Here is a 23,643-nt window from a genome sequence, read left to right on the forward strand (position 1 = left end):
CATGGCTTCGGTCTATTTCGACGCCGCGACCCGGCGGCACAAGGGCAACGCGCAGCCCTCGGTGGACAGCGTCACGCTGGACATCGAGGACGGTGAGTTCCTCGTGCTCGTCGGGCCGTCCGGCTGTGGCAAGTCCACGACCCTGCGGATGCTGGCCGGTCTCGAGCCGGTCGACGGTGGGCGCATCCTGATCGACGGGCACGACCAGAAGGGCGTGCGGCCCCGTGACCGCGACGTGGCGATGGTCTTCCAGAGCTACGCGCTCTACCCCAACATGTCGGCCGAGGAGAACATGGCCTTCGCCCTGCGCAATGCCGGGATGAGCAAGGCCGACGCACATCAGCGGGTGCTGGAGGCCGCGGAGATCCTCGAGCTGGACAAGCTGCTGACCCGCAAACCCGGTCAGCTGTCCGGCGGCCAACGGCAACGGGTGGCGATGGGGCGTGCGATCGTGCGCAACCCGAAGGTGTTCTGCATGGACGAGCCGCTGTCCAACCTGGACGCGAAGCTGCGTGTGTCGACACGGGCCCAGATCGCGGCGCTCCAGCGACGACTGGGCGTCACGACGGTCTATGTCACCCACGATCAGACCGAGGCCATGACGATGGGGCACCGGGTTGCCGTGCTGAAGGAGGGCGTGCTGCAACAGGTCGACACGCCCGAGGCGCTCTACGACCACCCGGTCAACACCTTCGTCGCGGGCTTCATCGGTTCGCCGGCGATCAACCTGATCGACGCGACCGTCCGTGACGGCCACGCCGAGTTCTTCGGTGCCACAGTGCCTTTGGAGCGGGACCGCGGCGGGTCGGCCGAGCGGGTCACGCTCGGCATACGCCCCGAGTCCTGGGCCATCGGCGACTCGCTGGCCAAGAACGGCGTTGCGCTCAAGGTCGAGCTCGTCGAGTCGCTCGGCGCCGAGGTGTTCGTCTACGGCAAACCCGAGGCGACCGGTGACGACGGTCCCCGACTGACGGTCCGCACGGACAAGAAGCACCGGCCCGACGAGGGCGAGATCGTGCGGGTGACACCGGCGACCGAGGAGGTCCACGTCTTCGACGCCGAGTCCGGCGAGCGGCTCTGACGCTCCGGACCGACCTGCGCGTCACCGGGCGGTTCGTCCTCGCGATCGTCGTGGCCGGTGTGCTCACCGGCGTCGTCGGCGCGTTGTTGACGCTGTTGCTGCACGGTGCGCAGCACGTCGTCTTCGGTGCCGGCGGGCACTCGTTCGCGCAGGAGGTGCGGCTGGCCTCGCCCGCGCGCCGGTTGATCGGTATGACGGTCGCGGGCGCCGTCATCGGCCTCGGCTGGTGGCAGCTGCGTGTGCGCATGCGGGTGATCCGCGTGCGCGACGCGCTCGGCGACCCGCCGGTGCGTCTGCCGCTGCGGTCCACGACGCTCGATGCGATCGCGCAGATCGTCGCGGTCGGTGCGGGCGCATCATTGGGTCGCGAGGGCGCACCACGCCAGGTCGCGGCAGCGGTCGCCGAAGTGCTCTGCGCACGCCTGGGCCTGGACGACCGGCATCGTCGAGTGCTGCTGGGCGCGGCAGCCGGCGCCGGGCTCGCCGCGGTCTACAACGCACCGGTCGCGGGTGTGCTCTTCGCGGCCGAGGTGGTGCTGGGCACCCTGGACTACATCGCAGTGTGCGCCGCGGCGTTGATGTCGTGCATCGCCGTCGTGGTCGCCTGGCCGGTGGTGGGGCGTGACGCCGTCTACCAGCTGGGCGCCCACGCCACCGCACCCAACGTGTGGGTGTGGGTGGTCCTCGCCGGTCCGGTGTGCACCGTCGCCGGGATCGGCTTCAACCGGCTGATGGAGGCGGCGCGGAGGGGCGGGCCGAGCCGGGCGATCCACCTGTTGCCGTTGCGGATCACCGCCGCGATGGCTGCCGTCGGTCTGGTGGCGATGACCCTGCCCGGTGTCACCGGTAACGGCAAGAGCGTGCTGGAGGCGCTGGTCGGCAGGGGAGGACTGCCCGCCGGGGTGCTCATCGCGTTGCTCGTCGCGAAGCCGCTGCTCACTGCCGCCTGCCTGCGCGGTGGGTTGACCGGCGGCCTCATCACCCCCTCGATGGCGACCGGCGGCGCACTGGGCGCACTGGTGGCGCTCGGCCTGGGGCACGACCAGGGCGGCCTGTCGATGGTGGTCTGCGCGATGGTCGGCGGGGCGGCCATGCTCGCCACCACTCAGCACGCGCCGATCATGGCCGGCGCCTTCATGCTCGAGGTGTCCCAGGCTCCGCCGACGCTATGGGTGCCCGTGGCGTTGTCGGTGGCGGGGGCCTGGGCAACGCCGCGGCTGGCTACCGGACTCAAAACAGTTGTGAAGAAATAATGATTGTGTGCATATAATCGTTGTATGGCGACAACTAAAACCACGCCGGTCGGCGTGTGGCTCAACCTCATGGCGCTGGTCATGGACCACAAGTGGATGGTCCGCGACCTGCTGCAGGACCGCACCGGCGGCATGCCCTGGAACGGCTATCGCGCGCTGCGCCGGGTGGAGCGGACGCCCATGTCCCAGGGTGAACTGGCCGAGCGGATGGACATCGACGCTCCGGCAGCGTCCGTGCTGGTGAGCGACCTGGTCGGGCGCGGATATGTCGAACGCGTCGGTGATCCGGCAGACGGGCGACGCAAGCTGGTGCACGTGACCGAGGCGGGCCGCGACCTGCTGGAGAGCATCCGCACCGCCGACGTCGTGCCGCCGCCGGTCGCGACGCTGACAGCGGCCGAGCGTCGTGAACTCACCCGGTTGATCGACAAGATGCGGGCGGCGAGCGAGGCGTGAGCCAGGAGCTGACCCGCCGACGCCGCTTCGGCGTGCTCGCGATCTGCTGTATGAGCCTGTTCATCGTGGGCATCGACTCCACCGGCGTGAACCTCGCCATACCCTCCATCGGACGGCAGCTGGGCGCCAGCGGCTCGCAGCTGCAATGGGTCATCGACGCCTACACGCTGGTGCTGGCCAGCCTGCTGATGCTGTCCGGGTCGATGGGGGACCGGGTCGGCCGGCGGCGCGTCTTCCAGGTCGGACTCGTCATCTTCGGCATCGGCTCCATCTGTTGCTCGTGGGCACCTACCCCCGGTCTGCTCATCGTGGCCCGGATGCTGCAGGCCGTCGGCGGCTCGATGCTCAACCCGGTCGCGATGTCCATCATCACCAACACTTTTCGCGATCCGCGGGAGCGGGCGCAGGCGATCGGCATGTGGGGTGGCGTCATCGGCCTGAGCATGGCGCTCGGTCCTGTCATCGGCGGCGCCCTGGTCGAAGGCATCGGCTGGCGGGCGATCTTCTGGATCAACGTGCCGGTCGTGGCCGCTGCCGTCGTACTCACCGGGCTGTTCGTGCCGGAGTCACGCGCGGCACGCGTGCGGCGACTCGACCCGGTCGCACAGGCGCTGGTCGTGCTCATGCTGGCCGCGGTCACCTACGGCATCATCGAGGGTGGCTCGCTCGGCTGGCTGTCGGCGCCCATCCTGGGCTGTTTCGCCGTCACCGTGCTGGCGGTCGCCGCGCTGATCCGCTGGGAGCTGCGACGTGACGAGCCGTTGCTGGATCCGCGCTTCTTCCGCAGCATCCCGTTCAGCGGGGCGGTCGTCGCGGCGGTGGTCGGTTTCTGCGCGATGGCCGGCTTCCTCTTCCTCAACACCCTGTATCTGCAGGATGTCCGGGGTATGTCGGCGCTGCACGCGGGTCTGATGACCCTGCCCATGGCGGTGTCGGTGGCGTTGTTCGCACCGGTCTCCGGGAGGATCGTCGGTGATCACGGCGTGCGCGTGCCGATGTGCGTCGCCGGGCTGGGGATCGGCCTGAGCGCCATACTCCTGCTGCGGATCGACAACGGCACGAGTCTGGTCTACCTCGGCGTCGCGTACGTGTGCTTCGGCATCGGGTTCGGGATGCTGAACGCACCGATCACCAACTCGGCGATGTCCGGGATGCCCCGCGAGCAGGCGGGCGTCGCGGCGGCGATCGCCTCCACCAGCCGGCAGGTCGGCGGATCACTCGGCGTGGCAGTGCTGCCCGCGATCGCGTTCGGCAACATGCACGGAGGTATGGCGCAGGGGCTGGCCGCCGCGACCCACCCGGCATGGATCGTCATGCTCGGGTGCGGGGCGGTGTTGTTGTTGCTCGCCTTCGTGCTGACCGGCGCCGTCGCGCTGCGGTCGGGCCGGCGCGTCGCGGCCGAGCTGGGGGCCTCGTGACCGCGGTTCTACTGTGGTGACATGCGCGGTGAATACAAGGTCCCGGGTGGCAAGCTCGTCGCGGTCGACGTCGAGGTCGCATCCGGCCGCCTGGCAAGCGTCTCGGTGTCCGGCGACTTCTTCCTGGAACCGGACGAAGCGCTGGAGGACATCGACGCCGCACTGACGGGTATGCCGGCCGACGCCTCCGTCGACCAACTCGCCGGTGCGATCACGGGTGCGCTCGACCCGCAGGTGAGCCTGATCGGCTTCAGTGCCGACGCGGTGGGTGTCGCGGTGCGCCGCGCACTCGGCAAGGCGACCGGTTGGGACGATCACACCTTCGACGTCATACCCGCGACCGTGCTGCTGCCGGTGGAGCACGTCGCCCTGGACGAGGTGATCGCCCACGAGGTCGCCGCCGGCACGCGGCCGCCCACCCTGCGCTTCTGGGACTGGGACTCACCACTGGTGGTCATCGGCTCGTTCCAGAGCTACCGCAACGAGATCGACGCCGACGGTGCCGCACGGCACCACATCGACGTGGTGCGGCGCATCTCGGGCGGCGGGGCGATGTTCATGGAGCCGGGCAACTGCATCACCTACTCGCTGGTGGTGCCCGCGTCCATGGTCGAAGGGCTGAGCTTCGAGCGGTCGTACGCCTTCCTCGACGAGTGGGTGATGGGTGCCCTGGCGGAGGTGGGTATCACTGCGCACTATGTGCCGCTCAACGACATCGCCTCCGACAAGGGCAAGATCGCCGGTGCCGCACAGAAGCGGTTCGCGGACGGCGCTGTGCTGCACCACGTGACGATGGCCTACGACATCGACGCCGACAAGATGCTCGAAGTGCTGCGCATCGGCCGGGAGAAGATGTCCGACAAGGGCACCAAGAGTGCGAACAAGCGCGTCGACCCGATGCGTTCGCAGACGGGGCTGCCGCGCCCACAGATCCTGGACACCTTCACCCGGTCGTTCCTCGCGCGCTACCGGAGTCAGGTGTCGGCATACCGCGACGAGGAGCTGGCCGAGGCGCGTCGGTTGGTCGCCGAGAAGTTCGGCACCGAGCAGTGGACGCATCGTGTGCCGTGAACAGGCCGGCGCACTGCGGCCGGAGACGGTGGTCTGAGGTGCGCCGCTTCACGGTCGCGCCCCGGCCGTTCCGCGCCCGCGCGCCACGCGGCGTGCCGCCCGCGGTGCTTCCGCGTCACGTGGGGGTCATCATGGACGGCAACCGCCGCTGGGCACGCGCCGCCGGACTGGCCAGTCCCAGCCTGGGGCATCGAGCCGGAGCCGACCACTTGGAGGACCTGCTCGGCTGGCTGCGCCGGCGCGGGATCGACCACGTGAGTGTCTACGTGCTCTCGGCCGACAACATCCGCAAACGCAGCAGCAGCGAGGTCGACTATCTCTTCGATCTCATCCGCACCGGCGTCCCGGCGAAGGTCGAGCGTTCGCGCTGGTGGCAGCTGCACATCGCCGGCGATCTCAGCCTGCTGCCGGACGAGTGCCGGGTGGCGCTGGAGGACGCCATGGCGGCCACCACGGGCCGTCCGGGACACCTCACTCTGGCGATCGGTTACGACCCGAAGCAGGACGTCGCCTCCGCCATCCGCACGGTGTTGCGCCGCAACGGCCCCGTGACACCGGACGATCTGCCGGTCGCGATCACGGCCGCGTTACCCGGCGGGCCGGTCAAGGACATCGACCTGATCATCCGGACCAGCGGCGAGCGCCGCATCTCGGGCTTCTTCCCGTGGCAGAGTCAGCGGGCCGAGATCCACTTCAGCGACAAGATGTGGCCGGCCTTCGGCGAGCGCGACCTGGATGCGGCGCTGGCCGACTACAGCGAGCGCAAGACGGTCACAAGCGCTCGACATCGGTGAGTTCGACCGGTTCCGGCTCGGGAGACTCCGCCGGATCGAGGAACCGGTCGACGGCGCGGCCGGCGGCACTGCCGATCAGCGTGCCGGCGGCCACCGCCACCACGGACCCGATCGCGACGGTCACGGCGTCGAGGCCCCCGTGCCCGGTGGCGATCTCGGTGGTGCTGAGCAGCCCGAGACTGCCGGGGACGAGCAGCCAGAACGCCGGGAGGAAGACCACGAGCCGCAACGGCCGACCGGACAACCGGTGCACGACAGCTGCCGCGAGACCTGCGACGGTGGCGCCGGCCAGCGCACCGAGCACCAGTCCGGCCAGGGCCTGGACGGCCGACTGGGTCGCGAACGTCAGCGCCAGCACCACCAGGATCCACGGTATGGCGGCCCGCGACGCCGCGACGTTGATCACGATGCCGCAGCCGATCACGAGCACGCCGATGTATGGCGCCCAAGGCCCCAGGTCCTGCGCCCGCACATTGGTCAGCGCGTCCAACCGGACGCCGGTGACCGACACGGCCGAGAAGAGCCCGACGGCGAAGAGGACCAGCTGCATCACACCGGAGACGAGCCGGGAGCTGCCGGCGACCGCGGCCCCGGAGGCGATCTCCGACATACCGGTGACGATCACCGATCCGGGCAGCAGGACGGCGAAGGACGCGACCATGGTCCGCAACGTGCCGTGCAGGGGCCAGTGCTGGGCCACGAGCAACACCAGCACGGCGACCGCGAACGACGCGAGCAGCGGCAGCAGGGTGCGCACCAACGCGAACCGGCGGCTGACGATCATCAGGGTCATCACCACCAGCGAGCTGGCCGCTGCCGTGACCAGGTCCCGCCAGGTCGGCTGCAGGATCGCGCAGATGCCGGTGCCGATGGGCACCAGCGCCAGGTCGGAGAGCCAGACCGGACGTGACGAGGGCATCGTCTCGATGTCGTCCAGCTCCCGCAACGCCGCGGCGTGCCCGATCGCCCCGCGCATCAACTGCTCGTAGACGTCCTGCACCCGGGTGACCTGCTCCAGCCGCAAGGACCCGGTGACCGGTTCGAAGCCGACCGGGTCGTCACCACCGAGCCCGGCGAAGATGCCCGTCGGGGTGGCCGCCACCCGCACACCCGGGGCGTTCAGCCGCCGGGCCAGCACACTCACCTGCCACTCGACATCGGGCACCGGCGCACCGCCGGCGAGCAGCGCGCTGCCCATCCGCAGCAGCACCTCGCGTGTCGCGCCTGTCGTCATACGACCCATGATGGCGGCACGTGGAACAAGTGCTGTCAGTGGCGGCGTTTAACTTTGTACTATGCGCCCCACCACCGACCTGCAACGCCGTGTTGCGCCGTTCGAGGTCATCTCCGAATACTCCCCGAGCGGGGACCAGCCGACCGCGATCGCCGACCTGACCCGCCGCGTCAAGGCGGGGGACCAGGACACGGTGCTGTTGGGTGCGACCGGCACCGGCAAGTCGGCGACGACGGCATGGCTGATCGAGCAGGTGCAGCGGCCGACGCTGGTGATGGCGCCCAACAAGACCCTGGCCGCGCAGCTGGCCAACGAGTTCCGGGAGTTGCTGCCCCACAACGCGGTCGAATACTTCGTCTCCTACTACGACTACTACCAGCCCGAGGCCTACATCCCGCAGACCGACACCTACATCGAGAAGGACTCCTCGATCAACGACGAGGTGGAGCGTCTGCGGCACAGCGCCACCAACTCGCTGTTGACGCGACGTGACGTCGTCGTGGTCGCTTCGGTGTCGTGCATCTACGGTTTGGGCACCCCGCAGGAGTACGTCGATCGCATGCAGTCGTTGCGCGTGGGCAGCCAGATCGACCGCGACGACCTGTTGCGCAGGTTCGTGCAGATGCAATACACCCGCAACGACCTGGCCTTCACGCGCGGCACCTTCCGGGTGCGCGGGGACACCGTCGAGATCATCCCGGTCTACGAGGAGCTGGCGATCCGCATCGAGTTCTTCGGTGACGAGATCGAGCGTCTCTACACCTTGCACCCGCTGACCGGTGAGGTGGTGCGCGAGGAGCAGGAGATGTACGTCTTCCCGGCGTCGCACTACGTCGCGGGTCCGGCGCGCATGGAGCGCGCCATCTCCTCCATCGAGACCGAGCTGGAGGATCGCCTGGCGACCCTGGAGAAGCAGGGCAAGCTGTTGGAGGCCCAGCGGTTGCGAATGCGCACCACCTACGACATCGAGATGATGCGGCAGGTCGGCTCCTGCTCTGGCATCGAGAACTACTCCCGGCACATCGACGGTCGTGGTCCGGGCAGTGCGCCCAACTGTCTGCTGGACTACTTCCCCGAGGACTTCCTGCTGGTCATCGACGAGTCGCACCAGACCGTGCCGCAGATCGGGGCGATGTACGAAGGCGACATGTCACGCAAGCGGATGCTCGTCGATCACGGCTTCCGGCTGCCCAGCGCGATGGATAACCGCCCGCTGAAGTGGGAGGAGTTCCTCGAGCGCATCGGTCAGACCGTCTACCTGTCAGCGACACCCGGCGACTACGAGCTGGCGAAGGCCGGCGGCGACTACGTCGAGCAGGTCATCCGCCCGACCGGCCTGGTCGACCCGGAGATCGTGCTGAAGCCCACCAAGGGGCAGATCGACGACCTGCTGCACGAGATCAACGAGCGCACCGCCCGGGACGAGCGGGTGCTGGTGACGACGCTGACCAAGAAGATGGCCGAGGATCTCACCGATTACCTGCTGGAGAAGGGCGTGCGGGTGCGTTACCTGCACTCCGAGGTCGACACGCTGCGGCGGGTCGAGCTGCTGCGGGAGTTGCGGCTCGGCGAGTTCGACGTGCTGGTCGGCATCAACCTGCTGCGCGAGGGTCTGGACCTGCCCGAGGTCTCCCTGGTCAGCATCCTGGACGCCGACAAGGAGGGCTTCCTGCGGTCGGCCCGGTCACTGATCCAGACGATCGGCCGCGCGGCGCGCAACGTCTCCGGTCAGGTGCACATGTATGCCGACAAGATCACTCCGTCGATGCAGGAGGCGATCGACGAGACCAGTCGGCGCCGCGAGAAGCAGCTGGCCTACAACAAGGAAGCCGGCATCGACCCGACGCCGCTGCGTAAGAAGATCGCCGACATCACCGACATGCTGCAACGTGAGGACGCCGACACCGACTCGCTGATGGGCAGCGGCCGGGCGCAGTCGCGGGGCAAGTCCGATGGCCGGGGCAAGCGCGGACTGCGCGGTGCGGTCGCCGCCGACGGTGAGGTCGCCGGCGCGGGACGGGTGTCGGGCCTGCCGGCCTCCGATCTTGCCGGGCTCATCCAGGAGCTCACCGAGCAGATGCACCAGGCCGCCGCCGACCTGCACTTCGAGCTGGCCGCCCGGTTGCGCGACGAGCTCGGCGACCTGAAGAAGGAGTTGCGGCAGATGGAGGCCGCCACCAAGTAGTTGTCCGAGATTTGTGCTGCGAAAAAGACATACACTGGAGCGTATGGCGTTGGCAGCGTGCCGATTCGATGCCGTAGCAAGGGCCGGGGCTACATTCATCTGTATACTTGGCACAAGCGCTGGAACGTTTGGTTCGATGGAATAATCGCGATGATTTTTCGTGCTTTCACCAAGACTTCGAAGCGTTCCGCCACCTCTCACGAGTACAGGCTTCAGGCTTCACATCGGGAAGTGCGCCCGGCCTTACGATTTCGTGGTCGTATTTGACACACGACAATATGCGGGGTGGAAAGATGGGAATCATTACCGGCCGCGTACCAGGCGTTTGTTTAGCTCATGCCCACCTACGCGCTCGCCGCGGATTACGGTGCGTCTCCGATGTGGGAGATCCGGAATGATGGAACGACCGGCGGATCCATTCCGTTCGATCAGTTCAATCTGAGTGATTCGTTGCGCAAAGAAGTCGCCGCGTGGGCCGCGGAATATGACAAGCTGGAGCGGTCGGACTATGAATGGCGGTCAGCCGCAGCAGAAGAGCAATAGTGGCAGGCGGGCCGACGCCTGGCGGAGAACCTGAACGCTAAGCTGAGACATACTGTGGTTGTTAAGTATCGGCAGCCGCGACCGTCGTAGCGCCAAGTTGTAGCCGAGTCCACCACCTGACCGAAGAGACCGCGGAGCAGCCGCCCCGGTTGCCAAGCGCGCTACTACGTAACGTAGGATTCCCATCGTGACTGCCGAACTCGATGACCGGCCGGCCCGCACCGGCGTAGCCGCCAGCCCAGTGGCTAAGGCCTTCAAGATCGCCGCATTCGCCGAGGCCGTCTCCTGGATCGGCCTGTTGATCGGCATGTTCTTCAAGTGGGTCGTGCAGTCCGGTGACCTGGGTGTGCGAGTCTTCGGTCCGATCCACGGCACGATCTTCGTGCTCTACGTCGTCAGCCTCCTCGCGGTCTCCGTGTCCCACAAGTGGCCGGCGAAGGAGTCTCTGCTGGGCCTGGTGAGCAGCGTGCCGCCGCTGATGACAGTGTGGTTCGAGCGTCGCTGTGAGCGGCGTGGTGCGCTGGTTCGTCCGACATCCTGAGCGCCCTTGTGCAAGTCGCGACTGTTGAGGCTTGTGCACGTGAATTGGTTGATCCGCGGGTAGGACTCGCGACTGTTGAGGCTTGTGCACAACCGGCAACGGTCGCTGGTTCGGCGCGTCGTCAGGTGTCCGGGTCGATCGCGTTGCCGGTGATCACCACTGCGATGCGGGTGCCGCGCCAGCGGTCGGGGTCCGTCTCGACCTCGGACAACAGGAAGGCGACACCCGCCGCCGCAGCGCCCTCGACCTCGAGATCGGCGTGCCGGCGCAACGTGTCCAGCGCGCTACGCAACTGGGCCTCGCTGACGGTGTCGATCTCGTCGATGACCTGCTGCGCCGCCCTGAAGGTGTACCGGTTGTGCGGACCGAGGTCGCCGAGCAGCGAGGTGGCGACGGTGTCCACCTCGTCGATCGAGACGGGGTGTCCTGCCCGCAGCGAGCGGTACATCGCGTCGGCGCGCTCCGCGCAGACCCCGATGACCTGTGTGCTGTGTCGAATCCCCTTGATCGCCAGCCCGATCCCGCCGATCAGCCCACCACCGGACACCGGCACGATGACGGCGTCCAGCGCCGGGAGGTCGTCGCACAGTTCGAGACCGATGGTGCCCTGACCGGCGATGACGTCGGGATGGTCGAAAGGCGGCACGAAGAGGTGTCCGCGCTCGTCCGCCAGCTGCTGCGCAGCCCGGATCGCCGCCGTCTGGTCGGCGCTGGCGTGGTCGACCACCGCACCGAGTTGCTCCAGCGCGCGCGCCCGGTGGTCGGGTACGGACCGGGCCAGGAAAGCGGTGACCGGGAGCCCGAAGCGGCGGCCCAGATGCGCGACCGCCCGCGCGTGGTTACCCGTCGAGGCAGTCGTCACGCCCCTCATCGTTCCTCGCTCGGCGGCCGACCGGATGGCATTGCAGGCGCCGCGCACCTTGAAGCTGCCGGTGGGCTGCTCGATCTCCAGCTTCAGGTAGACCGTGGCGCCGGTCAGCGCGCTCAACCACCGGTTCGCCGGAGCGGAGGTGTGCCGCACGTGCGGTCCGATGCGGGCCTCGGCGACACGGATCGATGCGATGTCGGGCAGGGCCGCAGCGGTCATCACGTCATCCTCGCGGTCAGTGTGCCGCGCTGGGAACGAATCCCAGCCGTTTGTCGACCGGATGGGGGAGCGCCTCACCGGCCAGCCAGCGGGTCGCCAGGTCAACGAACTGCTGGGACAGCGCATCGAGCCAACCGGACGCATCCCCGGACAGATGCGGTGAAATGGACAGCGCCGGCTCGTCCCACAACGGGGAGTCCGCCGGCAACGGCTCGGTCCGGAAGACGTCCAGGGCCGCCCCGGCCAGCTCACCCGCCCGCAACGCGTCGAGCAGATCGTCCTCCACGACACTCTGCCCACGGCCGACGTTGACGAAGTATGCCGAGGGTCGCATCGCGGCGAAGACCGTGCGATCGAACAGATCCCGCGTGGCATCGGTCAGCGGGGTCACGTTGATCACGAAATCGAAGGCGCCGACGTGCTCGGCCAGCGCGGCGCTGGAGACCACATCAGCGAAGTCCGGATCTCCGGTGCGTGCGGAGCGTCCGGCGCCGGTCACCTGCAGGCCGACGGCGTGCAACAGCCTGCCGATCTCCCGGCCGATGCTGCCGGTGCCGACGACCAGTGCCCGGCGGCCCTGCACGGGACCGGTCTCCCGGTGCCGCCATACATGATCACGCTGCAGGTCGTAGCCCTCGCGGAGCAGTTTGACGTGGGCCAGCAGTGCCCCGAGGACGAACTCGGCGATCGGTCGGTCGAAGATGCCGCGAGCGTTGGTCACCACGACGTCCGACTCCACCAGGTCCGGGAACAGCAGCTTGTCCACCCCGGCAGCGGCCACGTGGATCCAGCGCAGCCGGTCGCACCGGCGCCATACGTCCTGCACGGCGGTGGAGAAGAAGTCCCACAGGAAGAGCGCATCGGCCCCGTCCACCGCATCCGCCAGACCCGCCGCGTCGGTGTAGCGGAACGTCGCGCGCGACTCCAGCGCCGACAGACCGGGAGGGCGTTCGTCGGCGTCGCCGAGCAGGACGGTGATGACGGGGAGGGAAGTGGTCACCCGGCCACTCAAAACGTTGCCGTGTCTGATTGTCAACAATCGATTCTGGAGGCACCATGAGCACGTGACTCAGACTGTCCCTGACGCCACTCCCAGTGGCCTCTGCTCCCGGCCGTTCCCGGAGCAGGAATACCTGGCTCGACTCGCCGCCGTTCAGCAGCGAATGGCGGAACGCCGGCTCAGTTCGCTGATCATCGCCGACCCCGCGAACCTCTACTACCTGACCGGCTACAACGCGTGGTCCTTCTACATGCCGCAGTGCCTCGTCGTGCCGGCGGAAGGCGACTGCCACCTGTTCACGCGCACGATGGACGCGGCCGGGGCGCACTACACCGCGTTCCTGCCGATCGACCGCATCCACGGCTACCCCGACTACCTGGTCAACCGGCCCGACGCGCATCCCTTCGACTGGATCGTCGCGCGGGCGCTGGAGATCGGGGTGTTGGTCGACGAGGTCGGCGCGTATGTCGCCGCGGAGCTGGACGCACACTTCTTCTCGGTCCGCAGCTATCTCGCGATCCGGTCCGGGCTGAAGTGCTCGGCGCTGGTCGACAGCAACGAACTGGTCAACTGGGTGCGGGTGCGCAAGTCGCCCTTGGAGCGCGAGAAGCTACACACCGCGGGGCGGATCGCCCAGCGGGTGATGGAGACCGCCCTGCGCGAACTCGAGCCCGGTCGCCGGCAGTGCGATGTCGTCGCCGAGATCCAGCACGCCCAAGCACTGGGCGCGCACAAGCTCGGCGGCGACTACCCGGCGATCGTGCCGATGCTGCCGACCGGGGAGACGGCCGGCACGCCGCACCTGACCTGGAGCGACCTGCCGCTGCAGAAGGGCGAGGCGACGACGATCGAGCTGGCCGGCGTCTTCCACCGGTACCACGCACCGCTGGCGCGGACGGTGGTGCTCGGCAAGGCACCCCGCAAGCTTGTCGAGTGTGCCGACGCGACCAATGAGGCGATGGAGGCTCTGCTGCAGCGCATGCGGCCGGGCACCCGCACCTGTGACGTGCACCGCGAGTTCGCGCAGACCATCGGCCGGTACGGACTCACCAAGGAGTCGCGGATCGGCTACTCCATCGGGATCGGCTATCCGCCCGACTGGGGCGAGCGCACGATGAGCGTCCGTCCCGAGGACGAGACGGTCATCGAGGAGAACATGGCCTTCCACGTCATCCTCGGCATGTGGATGGACGGTTGGGGCTATGAGACCTCCGAATCCATGCTGATCGGCCCCGACGGGCCCGATCTGCTGACCGATGTCCCGCGCGGACTGACCGCGAAGGAGTGACCCGCGTGCCCATCTCCCGCCTGCCACTGGCCTCCCGGACCACCGACCTCGTCGGCTCGGTGATCGACTCCAGCACCTCCCTGCTGGCCAGACAACGGCACGACATCGTGCGTTTCGCCATGGGCAGTCCGGCAGCGGAGGCAGTCCCGTCGCAACTGCTCGGTCACGTCGCGGCCACCGAACTCGCCGCCCCGGATGCCTACGACTACGCGGCCACTGAGGGCGATCCGCGGCTACGGGAGGCCTTGCTGGCCGAGCTCGACGGGACGACCGACCGCACCACGCCGGAGCGGCTGCTCATCACCGCCGGCGGCATGCAGGGACTGGACCTGGCCTTCAAACTGTTCGTCGACCCGGGCGACCTGGTGGTCGTGGAGTCGCCGACCTACACCAACGGGTCGGCCACCGCGATGTCCTACCAGGCGCAACTGCTCGAGGTCCCGGTCGACGAGGAAGGCATGCAGGTCGACCGGCTCGAGGAACTGGTCACGCACGCGGGGCGTGCACCGAAGGCCATCTACGCCATACCCACGTTCCAGAACCCGTCCGGCGCGTCCATGTCGATCGAGCGGCGCCGCCGGCTGATCGAGCTGACCCGCCGGTGGGGGAGCCTGCTGATCGACGACGACCCCTACGGCCGGCTGCGGTTCGCCGGCACCGAAGTGCCCTCGTTGCACGAGCTCGCCGACGGCGACCCGTTGGTGCTGTCGGTGCGCACCTTCTCCAAGATCATCGGACCGGGGCTGCGGGTGGGCTGGATCGATGCCGACCCGGCGCTGCAACAGTTGCTGATCAACGCCAAGCAGGCCATGGACACCTGCACCAACATGCCGCTGCAGCGGCTGGTCGCTGCCTTCCTGGAGGGCGGTCATCTGCGCGACCACCTGACCACGCAGCAGGCGGCATACCGGGAGCGCAAGCTGACCATGCAGGCGGCGCTCGAGGACCGGTTCGGTGCGCTGGCCCGGTGGACGGACCCGGAGGGCGGCTTCTTCCTGTGGGTGACCTTCCAGGAGTCGGTCGACACCGAGGCGCTCTTCGAGCAGGCGCTCGCCGACGGCGTCGCATTCATCCCGGGCAACGCGTTCTCGCCCAGCAAGTTCTTCCCGAACGCATTGCGGCTGTGCTTCGCCTCCAGCACCCCGGATCGCATCCGCGAGGGCGTGGCACGGTTGCGCACTGCCTACGACCACCTGGTCGGTGCTGTATGACGGAACCGACTGTGACAGCACAGGTTTCGTCATGGGAGCAACATGCCCTGGACCTGCTGGACGAGGCAGAACTGATCGCGCTCACCCAGGCGCTGGTCCGCGTGCCGGGGGAGAACCCGCCGGGCGAGGAAACCGCGCGGGTGGACGCAGTCGTCGCGGCCTGTCGCGAACGCGGGCTGTCCGTGCAGCGCACGACGGCGGCGGAAGGGCGGGACAACGTCAGCGTCACGACCGACGGTGGCGACGGTCCCCGCTTGCTGTTGCTGGGTCACACCGACGTGGTGCCGGTCGGTGACGGTTGGACGGTCGAGCCGTTCGGCGGGCTGCTGCGCGACGGCCGGATCTTCGGCCGCGGCAGCACCGACATGCTCGGCGGCCTGGCCGCGTGCGTGGTGGCGATGGATGCGCTGCAGCGAGCGGCGGCGGCCGACGGTGTGCAGCTGTCCGGTCGGGTCGAGCTTGTCGCGACGGTCGACGAGGAAGAGGGCGGCATCGGCATCCGACGGTTCATGGAGGGTGAGCCACCGGCCTATCTCGGCTGCGTCACGGCAGAACCGACCGATCTGCAGACCATCGTCGCCGCGCGCGGCGACTGTTACCTCGACATCACCGTGCACGGGCTGGCGGCGCACGCGGGACGTCCGACCGACGGCCGCAATGCGATCTACGGCGCGGCCCGCGTCATCGAGTCACTGCGTGCCTGGAACGACGAGCTTGCCGAGCGGCCGCACCCGCTGGTCGGTCCGGCGACCTGGAGCGTGGGGATCGTGAGCGGTGGCCAGGGGACGGCGATCGTGCCGGCGAGCTGCCGGGTGCAGGCGGACCGGCGGTTGCTGCCGGGCGAGGACCAGGATTCGGTGCTCGCCGACGTCGTCGCACGGCTGGCCGGCCTCGGCCTGGAGCAGGACGGGCTGCGCACGGAGGTCGTGATGCCGATGAGCATGCCCGGCTTCGAGACGGCGGTCGACACGGAGTTCGTCCGCTGCGTCGACCGCGCGTTGGGCGACTCGGGCGGACCGGGTCTGCCGCTCGGCGGGTGGACCGCCGCGTGCGACGGCGGCTACCTCAGCCGTGACCTCGGCGTCCCCACTGTGGTGCTCGGGCCCGGTTCGGTCAACGACCAGGCGCACCGGCCGGACGAGTCGGTGCCCGTGGCCGACCTCATGACGGCCGCCCGCACCTACGTGCGGTTGGCGGCACGGCTGCTCACCCTCCAGGATGGTCAGCTGTGACGAACGCCGGCGCCAGGGCGCGCCCCCTCAGACCCGTGGTGCGGCAGTCGACCGCAGCGATGATCGCCGACAGCGTGCGGGCGGCGCTCGAGCGTGGTGATCTGCCGCCGGGCACCCAGTTGGGCGAGGCGGACCTCGCCAAGCAACTCGGCGTCAGCAGGGGACCGCTACGCGAGGGACTGCAACGCCTGACCCAGGAGGGATTGCTGCTGTCGATCCGCAACCGCGGGCTGTTCGTCATCGAGATGACGCCCGACCGGGTGCGAGACATGTATGTCGCCCGGCAGGCGGTCGAACGTGCGGCAGCCGAGCAGATCCACCTCGGCACACCGGAGGAGGCGGGTGCCCAACTGATGGAGATCACCGACACCATGAGCCGCACCGCGGAGGCCGACGACCACAGCGGAGTCGGCGAGGCGGACATCGCCTTCCACGATTTGCTCGTGCGCCTGGCCGGGAGCCCGCGGCTGTCGCTCATGCACCGCACCCTGCTGACCGAGACCCGGATGGGCATCCATGCCCTCGATCCGACCTACGAGGGCAACGAGGCCCGGGTCGCCGAGCACCGCGGCATCGCGCAGTCGTTCCTCGACCGCGACCCGGCCGCGACCGATCGGCTGCTGCAGCTGCACATGGCCGACGCGGTCGAGCGGCTCACCGCCGACCACGGCTGAGCGGCCGCGTCGGGCGCGGTGGCGGTCGCGTCGGGCGTATGCCGATCGCGTGCTGCGCCATTCGCCGCGATCGGCATAATCCCGCGGACTGCGGGATGAGAAGTATGCCCATCGCGTGCCATCTGCCGCGATTGGCATACTCCTGCATGCTCCACACCGCGATTGGCATACTCCTGCATGCTCCACACCGCGATCGGCATACTCCTGTGCACTACGGGAGTGCGGCATCACACGCTGATGCCGATGTACTTCACCTCGAGGAACTCCTCGATGCCGACGCTGCCGCCCTCCCGGCCGAGGCCGGACTCCTTGATACCGCCGAACGGTGCGGCCGGGTTGGACACCACGCCCTGGTTGAGGCCCACCATGCCCGACTCGAGTCCCTCGGCCACCCGCAGCGCGCGGCGCAGGTTGTTGGTGAAGACGTAGGAGACCAGCCCGTACGGCGTGTCGTTCGCCGCCGCGACGACTTCCTCCTCGGTGTCGAACGGGATGATCGACGCCACCGGACCGAAGATCTCCTCCCTCGCCATCCGCGCGTCGCCGGGCACGTCCAGCAGCACGGTCGGCGGGTAGAAGAAGCCGGCGCCGTCGGGGGCCTGGCCACCGGTCAGCACGCGCGCTCCCCGGTCGGTGGCGTCAGCGACGAGTTCCACGACCTTGCTGCGGCCGGCGTCGTCGATCAGCGGTCCCACCTGGGTGCCGTCCTCGACTCCCGGTCCCACGCGCAGCCCCTGCATCGTGTCGGCCAGCCGGGCGGCGAAGTCCTGCGCGATGCTGCGGTGGACGTAGATGCGGTTGGCGGCCGTGCAGGCCTCGCCCATGTTGCGCATCTTGGCGGCCATCGCGCCGGACACCGCCTCGTCGAGGTCGGCATCCTCGAAGACCAGGAAAGGCGCATTACCGCCGAGCTCCATCGAGGTGCGCATCACGTTCCCGGCGCACTGCGCGAGCAGCACCTTGCCCACCGCGGTCGAGCCGGTGAAGGACAACTTGCGCGCCTTGCCCGACGCGATGAGCGGCTGCATCACCTCACCGGCGTGACTGGTGGTGACGATGTTGACAACCCCCGCGGGGACACCCGCCTCGAGCAGGATCTCCCCGAGCGCAAGCATCGACAACGGAGTCTGCGCCGCCGGTTTGACGACGCTGGTGCAGCCGGCCGCGATCGCCGGCCCGATCTTGCGGGTGCCCATCGCCATCGGGAAGTTCCACGGGGTGATCAGCAGGCACGGGCCGACCGGCTGCTTGGCAACCAGGAAGCGTGCACCACCGGCCGGTGCGGTCTGGTAGCCGCCGTCGATGCGCAACGCCTCGCCGGCGAAGTGCCGGAAGAACTCCGCGGCATAGCCGATCTCGCCGCGTGACTCCGCCAGCGGCTTGCCCATCTCCAGCGTCATCAGCAGCGCCAGATCCTCGACCCGGTCGGTGAGCAGCTCGAAGGCCTTCATCAGCATGTCGTAGCGCTCGCGGGGGGACGTCGCAGCGAAATCGCGCTGCGCCGCGACCGCCGCGTCGAGCGCTCGTTGCCCGTCGGCCGGGGAGGCGTCGGCGACCTGCACCAGCCCTTGACCGGTCGCCGGATCGTGCACCGCGAACGTCGCGCCCTCGGCCGCTGCGGCCCACTCGCCGTCGATCAACAGGTTGGTCGGCACCGCGCCGAGCACCCGGGTCGCGTCCGTCGGCCCGGCGGTCGGGTTCTGCATCTTCGCACTCCCATCGCGTTAGTCTGATTGTCGACAATTTACCAAACGGCTTGTCCCAGGAGGCTTCATGGCTCAGCTGTCGAGTGCGCTCAAGCAGGCGACGCCCGTGCTCGCGACGCACGGCGAGGGCGTCCACCTGTATGCCGAGGACGGTCGCCGATATCTCGACTTCACCGCCGGCATCGGCGTCACCAGCACCGGGCACTGTCATCCGAAGGTGGTCGCCGCCGCACAGGAGCAGGTGGGCAGGCTGATCCACGCGCAGTACACGACGGTGATGCACCAGCCGCTGCTGACGCTGGTCGACCGGCTCGGTGAGGTCCTGCCCACCGGGCTGGACCGGTTGTTCTTCGCCAACTCCGGGTCGGAGGCCGTCGAGGCAGCGCTCCGGCTGGCGCGGCAGGCCACCGGCCGGCCCAACATCGTGGTCTTCCACGGCGGCTTCCACGGACGCACCGTGGCGACGGCCTCGCTGACGACCTCGCACACCCGCTACAGCGCAGGGTTCGCACCGTTGATGGCCGGCGTGCAGGTGTCGCCGTTCCCCAACCCCACCTACTACGGCTGGAGTGCGGAGCAGGCGACCGACTTCGCGCTCAAGGAGCTCGACCACACCCTGCAGACGCTGTCCCAGCCGAGCCAGACGGCCGCCTTCCTCGTGGAGCCGGTGCTCGGCGAGGGCGGCTACGTCCCCGGCAGCGCGCAGTTCTTCGCCGGGCTGCGGGAGCGCGCCGATCGGCACGGCATCCTGCTGATCCTCGACGAGGTGCAGACCGGCTGGGGCCGCACCGGGAAATTCTGGGCGCAGGAGCACTTCGGCGTCACGCCCGACATCCTGGTCACCGCCAAGGGCATCGGCTCCGGTTTCCCGTTGTCCGGCATCGCCGCGCCGGCGGCGCTGATGGAGCAGGCGTGGCCTGGCTCGCAGGGCGGCACGTATGGCGCCAACGCCGTCGCGTGTGCCGCGGCCATCGCCACCCTCGACGTCATCGAGGAGGAGAAGCTGGTCGACAACGCCGCCGCACGAGGTCGCCAACTCCTCGACGCGCTGCGCACCACGGCGGACCGGTATGACGCCATACACGACGTGCGCGGGCTGGGACTGATGATCGGCAACGAGTTCCGCGACGCGGACGGCAACCCGGACGGCGCGACCGCCGCCGCAGTGCAGCAGGAAGCAGCTCGACGCGGACTGCTGCTGCTGACCTGTGGACCGTGGGGCGAGGTGGTCCGGTTCATCCCGGCGCTCGTGGTCGACCAACAGCAGGTCGCCGAGGCGGCCCGGCTGTGGACGGAGTCGGTCGACGCGGTGCTGCAGGGCGGTGCGGCAGGCTGAGCGACGGACGCAGCAGCACCGAGGACGCGAGATCCGACGCAGGAAGTGCACGATCCACCAGGAGGAGCACATGCCCACGGAAACGACCACCACCGAGGACGCCGACGCCGGGCGACCGGTCGACAACACGACGCTGAGGCGGGCCGTCGGCGCTTCGATGATCGGCAACGCGACCGAGTGGTACGACTACGGGATCTTCGCCTACCTGGTCGCGGAGCTCACCGACAACTTCTTCCCGGGCAAGTACGGCACGCTGGCGACGCTGCTGACCTACGCCATCTCGTTCGTGCTGCGCCCGTTGGGTGGCGTGGTGTGGGGGCCGATCGGCGACCGCCTGGGTCGCAACAAGGTGATGGCGATGACCATCATCCTGATGGCCCTGGGCACCGCACTGGTCGGCGTGCTGCCCAGCTACGACGCGATCGGCATCTGGGCGCCGATCCTGTTGATCGTCCTGCGGGTGGTGCAGGGCTTCTCCACTGGTGGCGAGTACGGCGGCGCGGCCACCTTCATGGCCGAGTACGCGCCGGACAAGCGGCGCGGTTTCTGGGGGTCGTTCCTGGAGTTCGGCACGCTCGGCGGCTTCAGCGCCGGCATCGCGATCACCCTGATCCTGCGGGCGGTGCTCGACCAGCACCAGATGGACGTCTGGGGCTGGCGCGTCCCGTTCCTCATCGGGCTGCCGCTCGGACTGATCGGGCTCTACCTGCGCACGCGCATGGAGGACACCCCGGTCTTCCAGGACCTGCAGGAGAAGGAGCAGGTAGAGGAGGCGGCGACCGGTGCGCTGAAGGATCTGTTGCGCACCTATTGGCGGCCGATCCTGAAACTGTTCGGTCTGGTCGTGGCGCTGAACATCGCCGACTACACGCTGCTGACGTACATGCCGACCTACATGGGCGACTCGTTGGGCATCTCCGCGACCCGGTCCGACATCATCGTGCTGATCGGCCAGTTGTTGATGATGGCCCTCATCTGGGTCATGGGCGCGACCTCCGATCACGTCGGCCGCAAACCCATGTGGTGGTTCTCGCTGATCGGCGTCTTCGTCGTCGCTGTCCCGTGTTTCTGGCTGATGGGTCAGGGGGTCGGCTGGGCGATCCTCGGCTTCGCCGTGCTGGGCGTGATCTTCCTGCCGCAGCTGGGCACGATCTCGGCGACCTTCCCGGCGATGTTCCCCGCGCACGTCCGGTATGCCGGCATGGCCATGGGCTACAACGTCGCGACCGCCGCCTTCGGCGGGACCGCATCGTTCGTCAACCAGGGGCTGGTCGACTGGACGGGCAACCGCTACATGCCGGCGTTCTACATGATGTTCGCGATGGTGATCGGCATGGTGGCGTTGCTCTTCGTGCCCGAGACCGCCGGCATGTCGTTGCGCGGACGCGGCATACCGGGCGAGGACGCGCCGCAGCAGGAGACGCAATCGCCGGATCGGGGCGGCATACACAACGTGTCGGGGATCCGCGACGTGTCCCGGGAGCTGGGTACTCGGCGGCGGCGCCGGGACGAATAGGCCGACCGCCCGCACATGTTCACGGGGGCGGCGGGTAACCCGGATGGGAACCGTCCGTCACGACCGCGTCAGGAGACGTCATGCCCCAGGAGCCCGCCCAGCAGCCGCCGGCCAGCGAAACGCAGATGCAGCACACGCCCGACCACGGCGAGCACAATTACCGCGGCTCCGGACGGTTGGCCGGCAAGGTGGCGGTGATCACCGGTGCCGACAGTGGGATCGGCAAGGCCGTGGCCATCGCCTACGCGCGCGAGGGCGCCGACGTCCTGATCTCCTATCTGAGCGAGGACGCGGACGCGGACGACACCAGGAAGTGGGTGGAGGAGGCCGGCCGCACGGCGGTCCTGATGCGTGGGGACCTGGCCGAACCGCACCACTGCCGCGACGTGATCGACCGGGCCGTGCAGGAATGGGGCCGGATCGACGTGCTGGTCAGCAACGCGGCCTACCAGATGACCCATGAGACCGTCGAGGAGATCTCCGATGACGAGTGGGACCACACGCTGGCCACCAACCTCAGTGCGTTGTTCCACCTGGTGAAGGCCGCCGTGCCGCACATGGGACCCGGCTCGTCGATCATCGGGTCCTCCTCGGTCAACTCCGACACCCCGAGCCCCACGCTGATGCCGTATGCCGCGACCAAGGCCGCCATCGCCAACATGACCGCGAGCCTGGCGCAACTGCTCGGACCGAAGGGGATCCGCGCGAACAGCGTCGCGCCGGGTCCGATCTGGACACCGCTCATCCCCTCCACCATGCCGCAGGAGAAGGTGGAGAAATTCGGCGAGGACACCCCGCTCGGACGGCCGGGGCAGCCGGCCGAACTCGCCCCCGTCTATGTGCTGCTGGCCTCGGACGAGGCGAGCTACGTGTCCGGCGCGCGGGTCGCGGTCACGGGTGGGCGCCCGGTGCTCTGACCCGGGACGTCGGGTGCACGGCGCTGCGGTCGTCAGCGCAATGCGGCCAGGACCGCGTCGGTGAACTCCGCCGTCGACGCCGTCCCGCCCAGGTCGCGGGTGCGGGTGCCGGCCGTGAGCACCGACCCGAACGCGGCTTCCAGGACGTCGGCGGCGGCCGGCTGACCGAGATGGCGCAACATCATCCCCCCGGCCCAGATGGCCGCGACCGGGTTCGCGACACCCTGGCCGGCGATGTCCGGCGCGCTGCCGTGCACCGGCTCGAACAGGGACGGATGGTGGCGCTCGGGGTTCAGGTTGGCACTGGGCGCCACCCCGAGGGAGCCGGCGACCGCTGCCGCCAGGTCGGACAGGATGTCGCCGAACAGGTTGGACGCGACGATCACATCGAGGCTTTCGGGTGCCAGGACGACGCGTGCCGCCAGGGCGTCGACGAGCACCTTCTGCAGGGTGACGTCGGGGAAGTCCTCGACGGTCTCCCGAGCGACCTCGTCCCAGAACGGCATGGTGTGGATGATGCCGTTGGACTTGGTCGCCGACACCAGGCGTCCGCTGCGCTCGGCGGCCAGCTGGGCGGCGAAGCGGGTGACCCGTGAGACGCCCTTGCGGGTGAATATTGCCTCCTGCAGGGCCAGTTCATCGGGTTGGCCACGCCGGAAGCGGCCGCCGATCTCGGAGTATTCGCCCTCGACGTTCTCGCGCACGACGAGCACGTCGAGCGTCTTGTCACCGGCCAGCGGGGATGGCACACCGGGCAAGGTCCTGCTCGGCCGCAGGTTGATGTACTGGTCGAACTCGCGACGGATCGGGATGAGCAGTCCCCACAGCGTCACGTCGTCGGGGATGTCGACATCGCCCACCGCGCCGAGCAGGATGCCGTCGGCGTCGGCCATCTGCTCCAACCCGTCGACCGGCAGCATGCGACCGGTCGAGCGATAGTGGTCCGAGCCCCAATCCCGGTGCCGCCATTGGACGGTGAAGTCGAAGCGTTCGGCCAGCGCATCGATGCAGGCGGTCGCCGCGGGCGTCACCTCCTGCCCGATTCCGTCGCCGGGGATGACATCGACGGTGTAGCTCGCTCCCATGCACGCGATGCTAAT

The 23,643-nt window shown here is 68.8% G+C and carries 21 protein-coding genes; 16 read left to right on the top strand and 5 right to left on the bottom strand.

The genetic code is table 11. The annotated features are described in order from the left end of the window. The first annotated feature begins 1 nt into the window (after position 1). From ACYVBN_RS16620 to uppS, 6 genes are read left to right on the top strand one after another with little or no spacing between them, the layout of a single operon-like run. On the top strand, positions 2–1,081 hold the full coding sequence (locus ACYVBN_RS16620) for an ABC transporter ATP-binding protein (RefSeq protein ID WP_460601481.1): 1,080 nt from the start codon (positions 2–4) through the stop codon (positions 1,079–1,081). Between the two features lie 50 nt (positions 1,082–1,131). Continuing rightward, positions 1,132–2,334 carry a voltage-gated chloride channel family protein gene (locus ACYVBN_RS16625; RefSeq protein WP_460601482.1) on the top strand — a complete coding sequence of 401 codons (1,203 nt, stop codon included), beginning with the start codon at positions 1,132–1,134 and terminating at the stop codon, positions 2,332–2,334. Positions 2,335–2,358: 24 nt separating this feature from the next. Next, the gene (locus ACYVBN_RS16630; RefSeq protein WP_460601483.1) at positions 2,359–2,790 is read left to right on the top strand and encodes a MarR family winged helix-turn-helix transcriptional regulator; all 432 of its coding nucleotides are present in this window, start codon (positions 2,359–2,361) and stop codon (positions 2,788–2,790) included. Then, positions 2,787–4,208: an MFS transporter gene (locus ACYVBN_RS16635; RefSeq protein WP_460601484.1), complete on the top strand. Its 1,422-nt coding sequence runs from the start codon at positions 2,787–2,789 to the stop codon at positions 4,206–4,208. The genes ACYVBN_RS16630 and ACYVBN_RS16635 overlap by 4 nt, the downstream gene beginning before the upstream one ends. Positions 4,209–4,229: 21 nt before the next feature. Continuing rightward, entirely contained in the window at positions 4,230–5,279 is a 1,050-nt protein-coding gene (locus ACYVBN_RS16640) for a lipoate--protein ligase family protein (RefSeq protein ID WP_460601485.1), read from the top strand. Between the two features lie 38 nt (positions 5,280–5,317). Beyond that, a complete protein-coding gene (gene uppS / locus ACYVBN_RS16645; protein WP_460601486.1) occupies positions 5,318–6,073 on the top strand; it encodes an undecaprenyl diphosphate synthase family protein in 756 nt (251 codons plus the stop codon). Here the strand turns inward: uppS and ACYVBN_RS16650 are convergent. Continuing rightward, positions 6,051–7,307 carry a threonine/serine exporter family protein gene (locus ACYVBN_RS16650; RefSeq protein WP_440280910.1) on the bottom strand — a complete coding sequence of 419 codons (1,257 nt, stop codon included), beginning with the start codon at positions 7,305–7,307 and terminating at the stop codon, positions 6,051–6,053. The genes uppS and ACYVBN_RS16650 overlap by 23 nt on opposite strands. 61 nt (positions 7,308–7,368) lie before the next feature. On the opposite strand from ACYVBN_RS16650, the gene uvrB reads away from it, so the two are divergent. From uvrB to ACYVBN_RS16665, 3 genes are all read left to right on the top strand, one after another. Continuing rightward, positions 7,369–9,492, top strand: a complete 2,124-nt coding sequence (gene uvrB, locus ACYVBN_RS16655) for an excinuclease ABC subunit UvrB (protein ID WP_460601487.1) — start codon at positions 7,369–7,371, stop codon at positions 9,490–9,492. Between the two features lie 336 nt (positions 9,493–9,828). After that, positions 9,829–10,035, top strand: a complete 207-nt coding sequence (locus tag ACYVBN_RS16660) for a hypothetical protein (protein WP_460601488.1) — start codon at positions 9,829–9,831, stop codon at positions 10,033–10,035. A 187-nt stretch (positions 10,036–10,222) separates the two neighbouring features. Further along, positions 10,223–10,576: a DUF3817 domain-containing protein gene (locus ACYVBN_RS16665; RefSeq protein WP_460601489.1), complete on the top strand. Its 354-nt coding sequence runs from the start codon at positions 10,223–10,225 to the stop codon at positions 10,574–10,576. A 121-nt stretch (positions 10,577–10,697) separates the two neighbouring features. On the opposite strand, the gene ACYVBN_RS16670 is transcribed toward ACYVBN_RS16665, so the two are convergent. Together ACYVBN_RS16670 and ACYVBN_RS16675 are read right to left on the bottom strand one after the other, a co-directional pair. After that, positions 10,698–11,663, bottom strand: coding sequence for a pyridoxal-phosphate dependent enzyme (locus tag ACYVBN_RS16670; protein WP_440280906.1), 966 nt, complete (start codon positions 11,661–11,663; stop codon positions 10,698–10,700). A 16-nt stretch (positions 11,664–11,679) separates the two neighbouring features. Then, entirely contained in the window at positions 11,680–12,663 is a 984-nt protein-coding gene (locus ACYVBN_RS16675) for a D-2-hydroxyacid dehydrogenase (RefSeq protein WP_440280905.1), read from the bottom strand. 64 nt (positions 12,664–12,727) lie between these two features. Between ACYVBN_RS16675 and ACYVBN_RS16680 the strand changes: the two genes are divergently transcribed. The 4 genes from ACYVBN_RS16680 to ACYVBN_RS16695 are packed head-to-tail and all read left to right on the top strand — an operon-like array spanning position 12,728 to position 17,068. Then, a complete protein-coding gene (locus ACYVBN_RS16680) occupies positions 12,728–13,951 on the top strand; it encodes a M24 family metallopeptidase (protein WP_440280904.1) in 1,224 nt (407 codons plus the stop codon). Between the two features lie 11 nt (positions 13,952–13,962). Continuing rightward, a complete protein-coding gene (locus tag ACYVBN_RS16685) occupies positions 13,963–15,162 on the top strand; it encodes an aminotransferase-like domain-containing protein (protein WP_460601547.1) in 1,200 nt (399 codons plus the stop codon). 11 nt (positions 15,163–15,173) lie between these two features. Then, a complete protein-coding gene (locus ACYVBN_RS16690; protein ID WP_460601490.1) occupies positions 15,174–16,394 on the top strand; it encodes a M20 family metallopeptidase in 1,221 nt (406 codons plus the stop codon). A gap of 35 nt (positions 16,395–16,429) precedes the next feature. Then, positions 16,430–17,068 carry a GntR family transcriptional regulator gene (locus ACYVBN_RS16695; RefSeq protein ID WP_460601491.1) on the top strand — a complete coding sequence of 213 codons (639 nt, stop codon included), beginning with the start codon at positions 16,430–16,432 and terminating at the stop codon, positions 17,066–17,068. A 227-nt stretch (positions 17,069–17,295) separates the two neighbouring features. On the opposite strand, the gene ACYVBN_RS16700 is transcribed toward ACYVBN_RS16695, so the two are convergent. After that, complete coding sequence (locus ACYVBN_RS16700) at positions 17,296–18,774, bottom strand: NAD-dependent succinate-semialdehyde dehydrogenase (RefSeq protein WP_460601492.1); 1,479 nt, start codon at positions 18,772–18,774, stop codon at positions 17,296–17,298. A gap of 67 nt (positions 18,775–18,841) precedes the next feature. Between ACYVBN_RS16700 and ACYVBN_RS16705 the strand changes: the two genes are divergently transcribed. The 3 genes from ACYVBN_RS16705 (at position 18,842) to ACYVBN_RS16715 (ending at position 22,543) form a co-directional block, all read left to right on the top strand. Continuing rightward, positions 18,842–20,110, top strand: a complete 1,269-nt coding sequence (locus ACYVBN_RS16705; protein WP_460601493.1) for an aspartate aminotransferase family protein — start codon at positions 18,842–18,844, stop codon at positions 20,108–20,110. Between the two features lie 70 nt (positions 20,111–20,180). Then, positions 20,181–21,626 carry an MFS transporter gene (locus ACYVBN_RS16710; protein WP_460601494.1) on the top strand — a complete coding sequence of 482 codons (1,446 nt, stop codon included), beginning with the start codon at positions 20,181–20,183 and terminating at the stop codon, positions 21,624–21,626. Between the two features lie 80 nt (positions 21,627–21,706). Continuing rightward, positions 21,707–22,543, top strand: a complete 837-nt coding sequence (locus ACYVBN_RS16715) for a Rossmann-fold NAD(P)-binding domain-containing protein (protein ID WP_460601495.1) — start codon at positions 21,707–21,709, stop codon at positions 22,541–22,543. Positions 22,544–22,575: 32 nt separating this feature from the next. Here the strand turns inward: ACYVBN_RS16715 and ACYVBN_RS16720 are convergent, their stop codons facing one another. Beyond that, positions 22,576–23,628 carry a tartrate dehydrogenase gene (locus ACYVBN_RS16720; protein WP_440280897.1) on the bottom strand — a complete coding sequence of 351 codons (1,053 nt, stop codon included), beginning with the start codon at positions 23,626–23,628 and terminating at the stop codon, positions 22,576–22,578. Between the last annotated feature and the right edge of the window lie 15 nt (positions 23,629–23,643).

The organism is Flexivirga lutea (assembly GCF_054778955.1).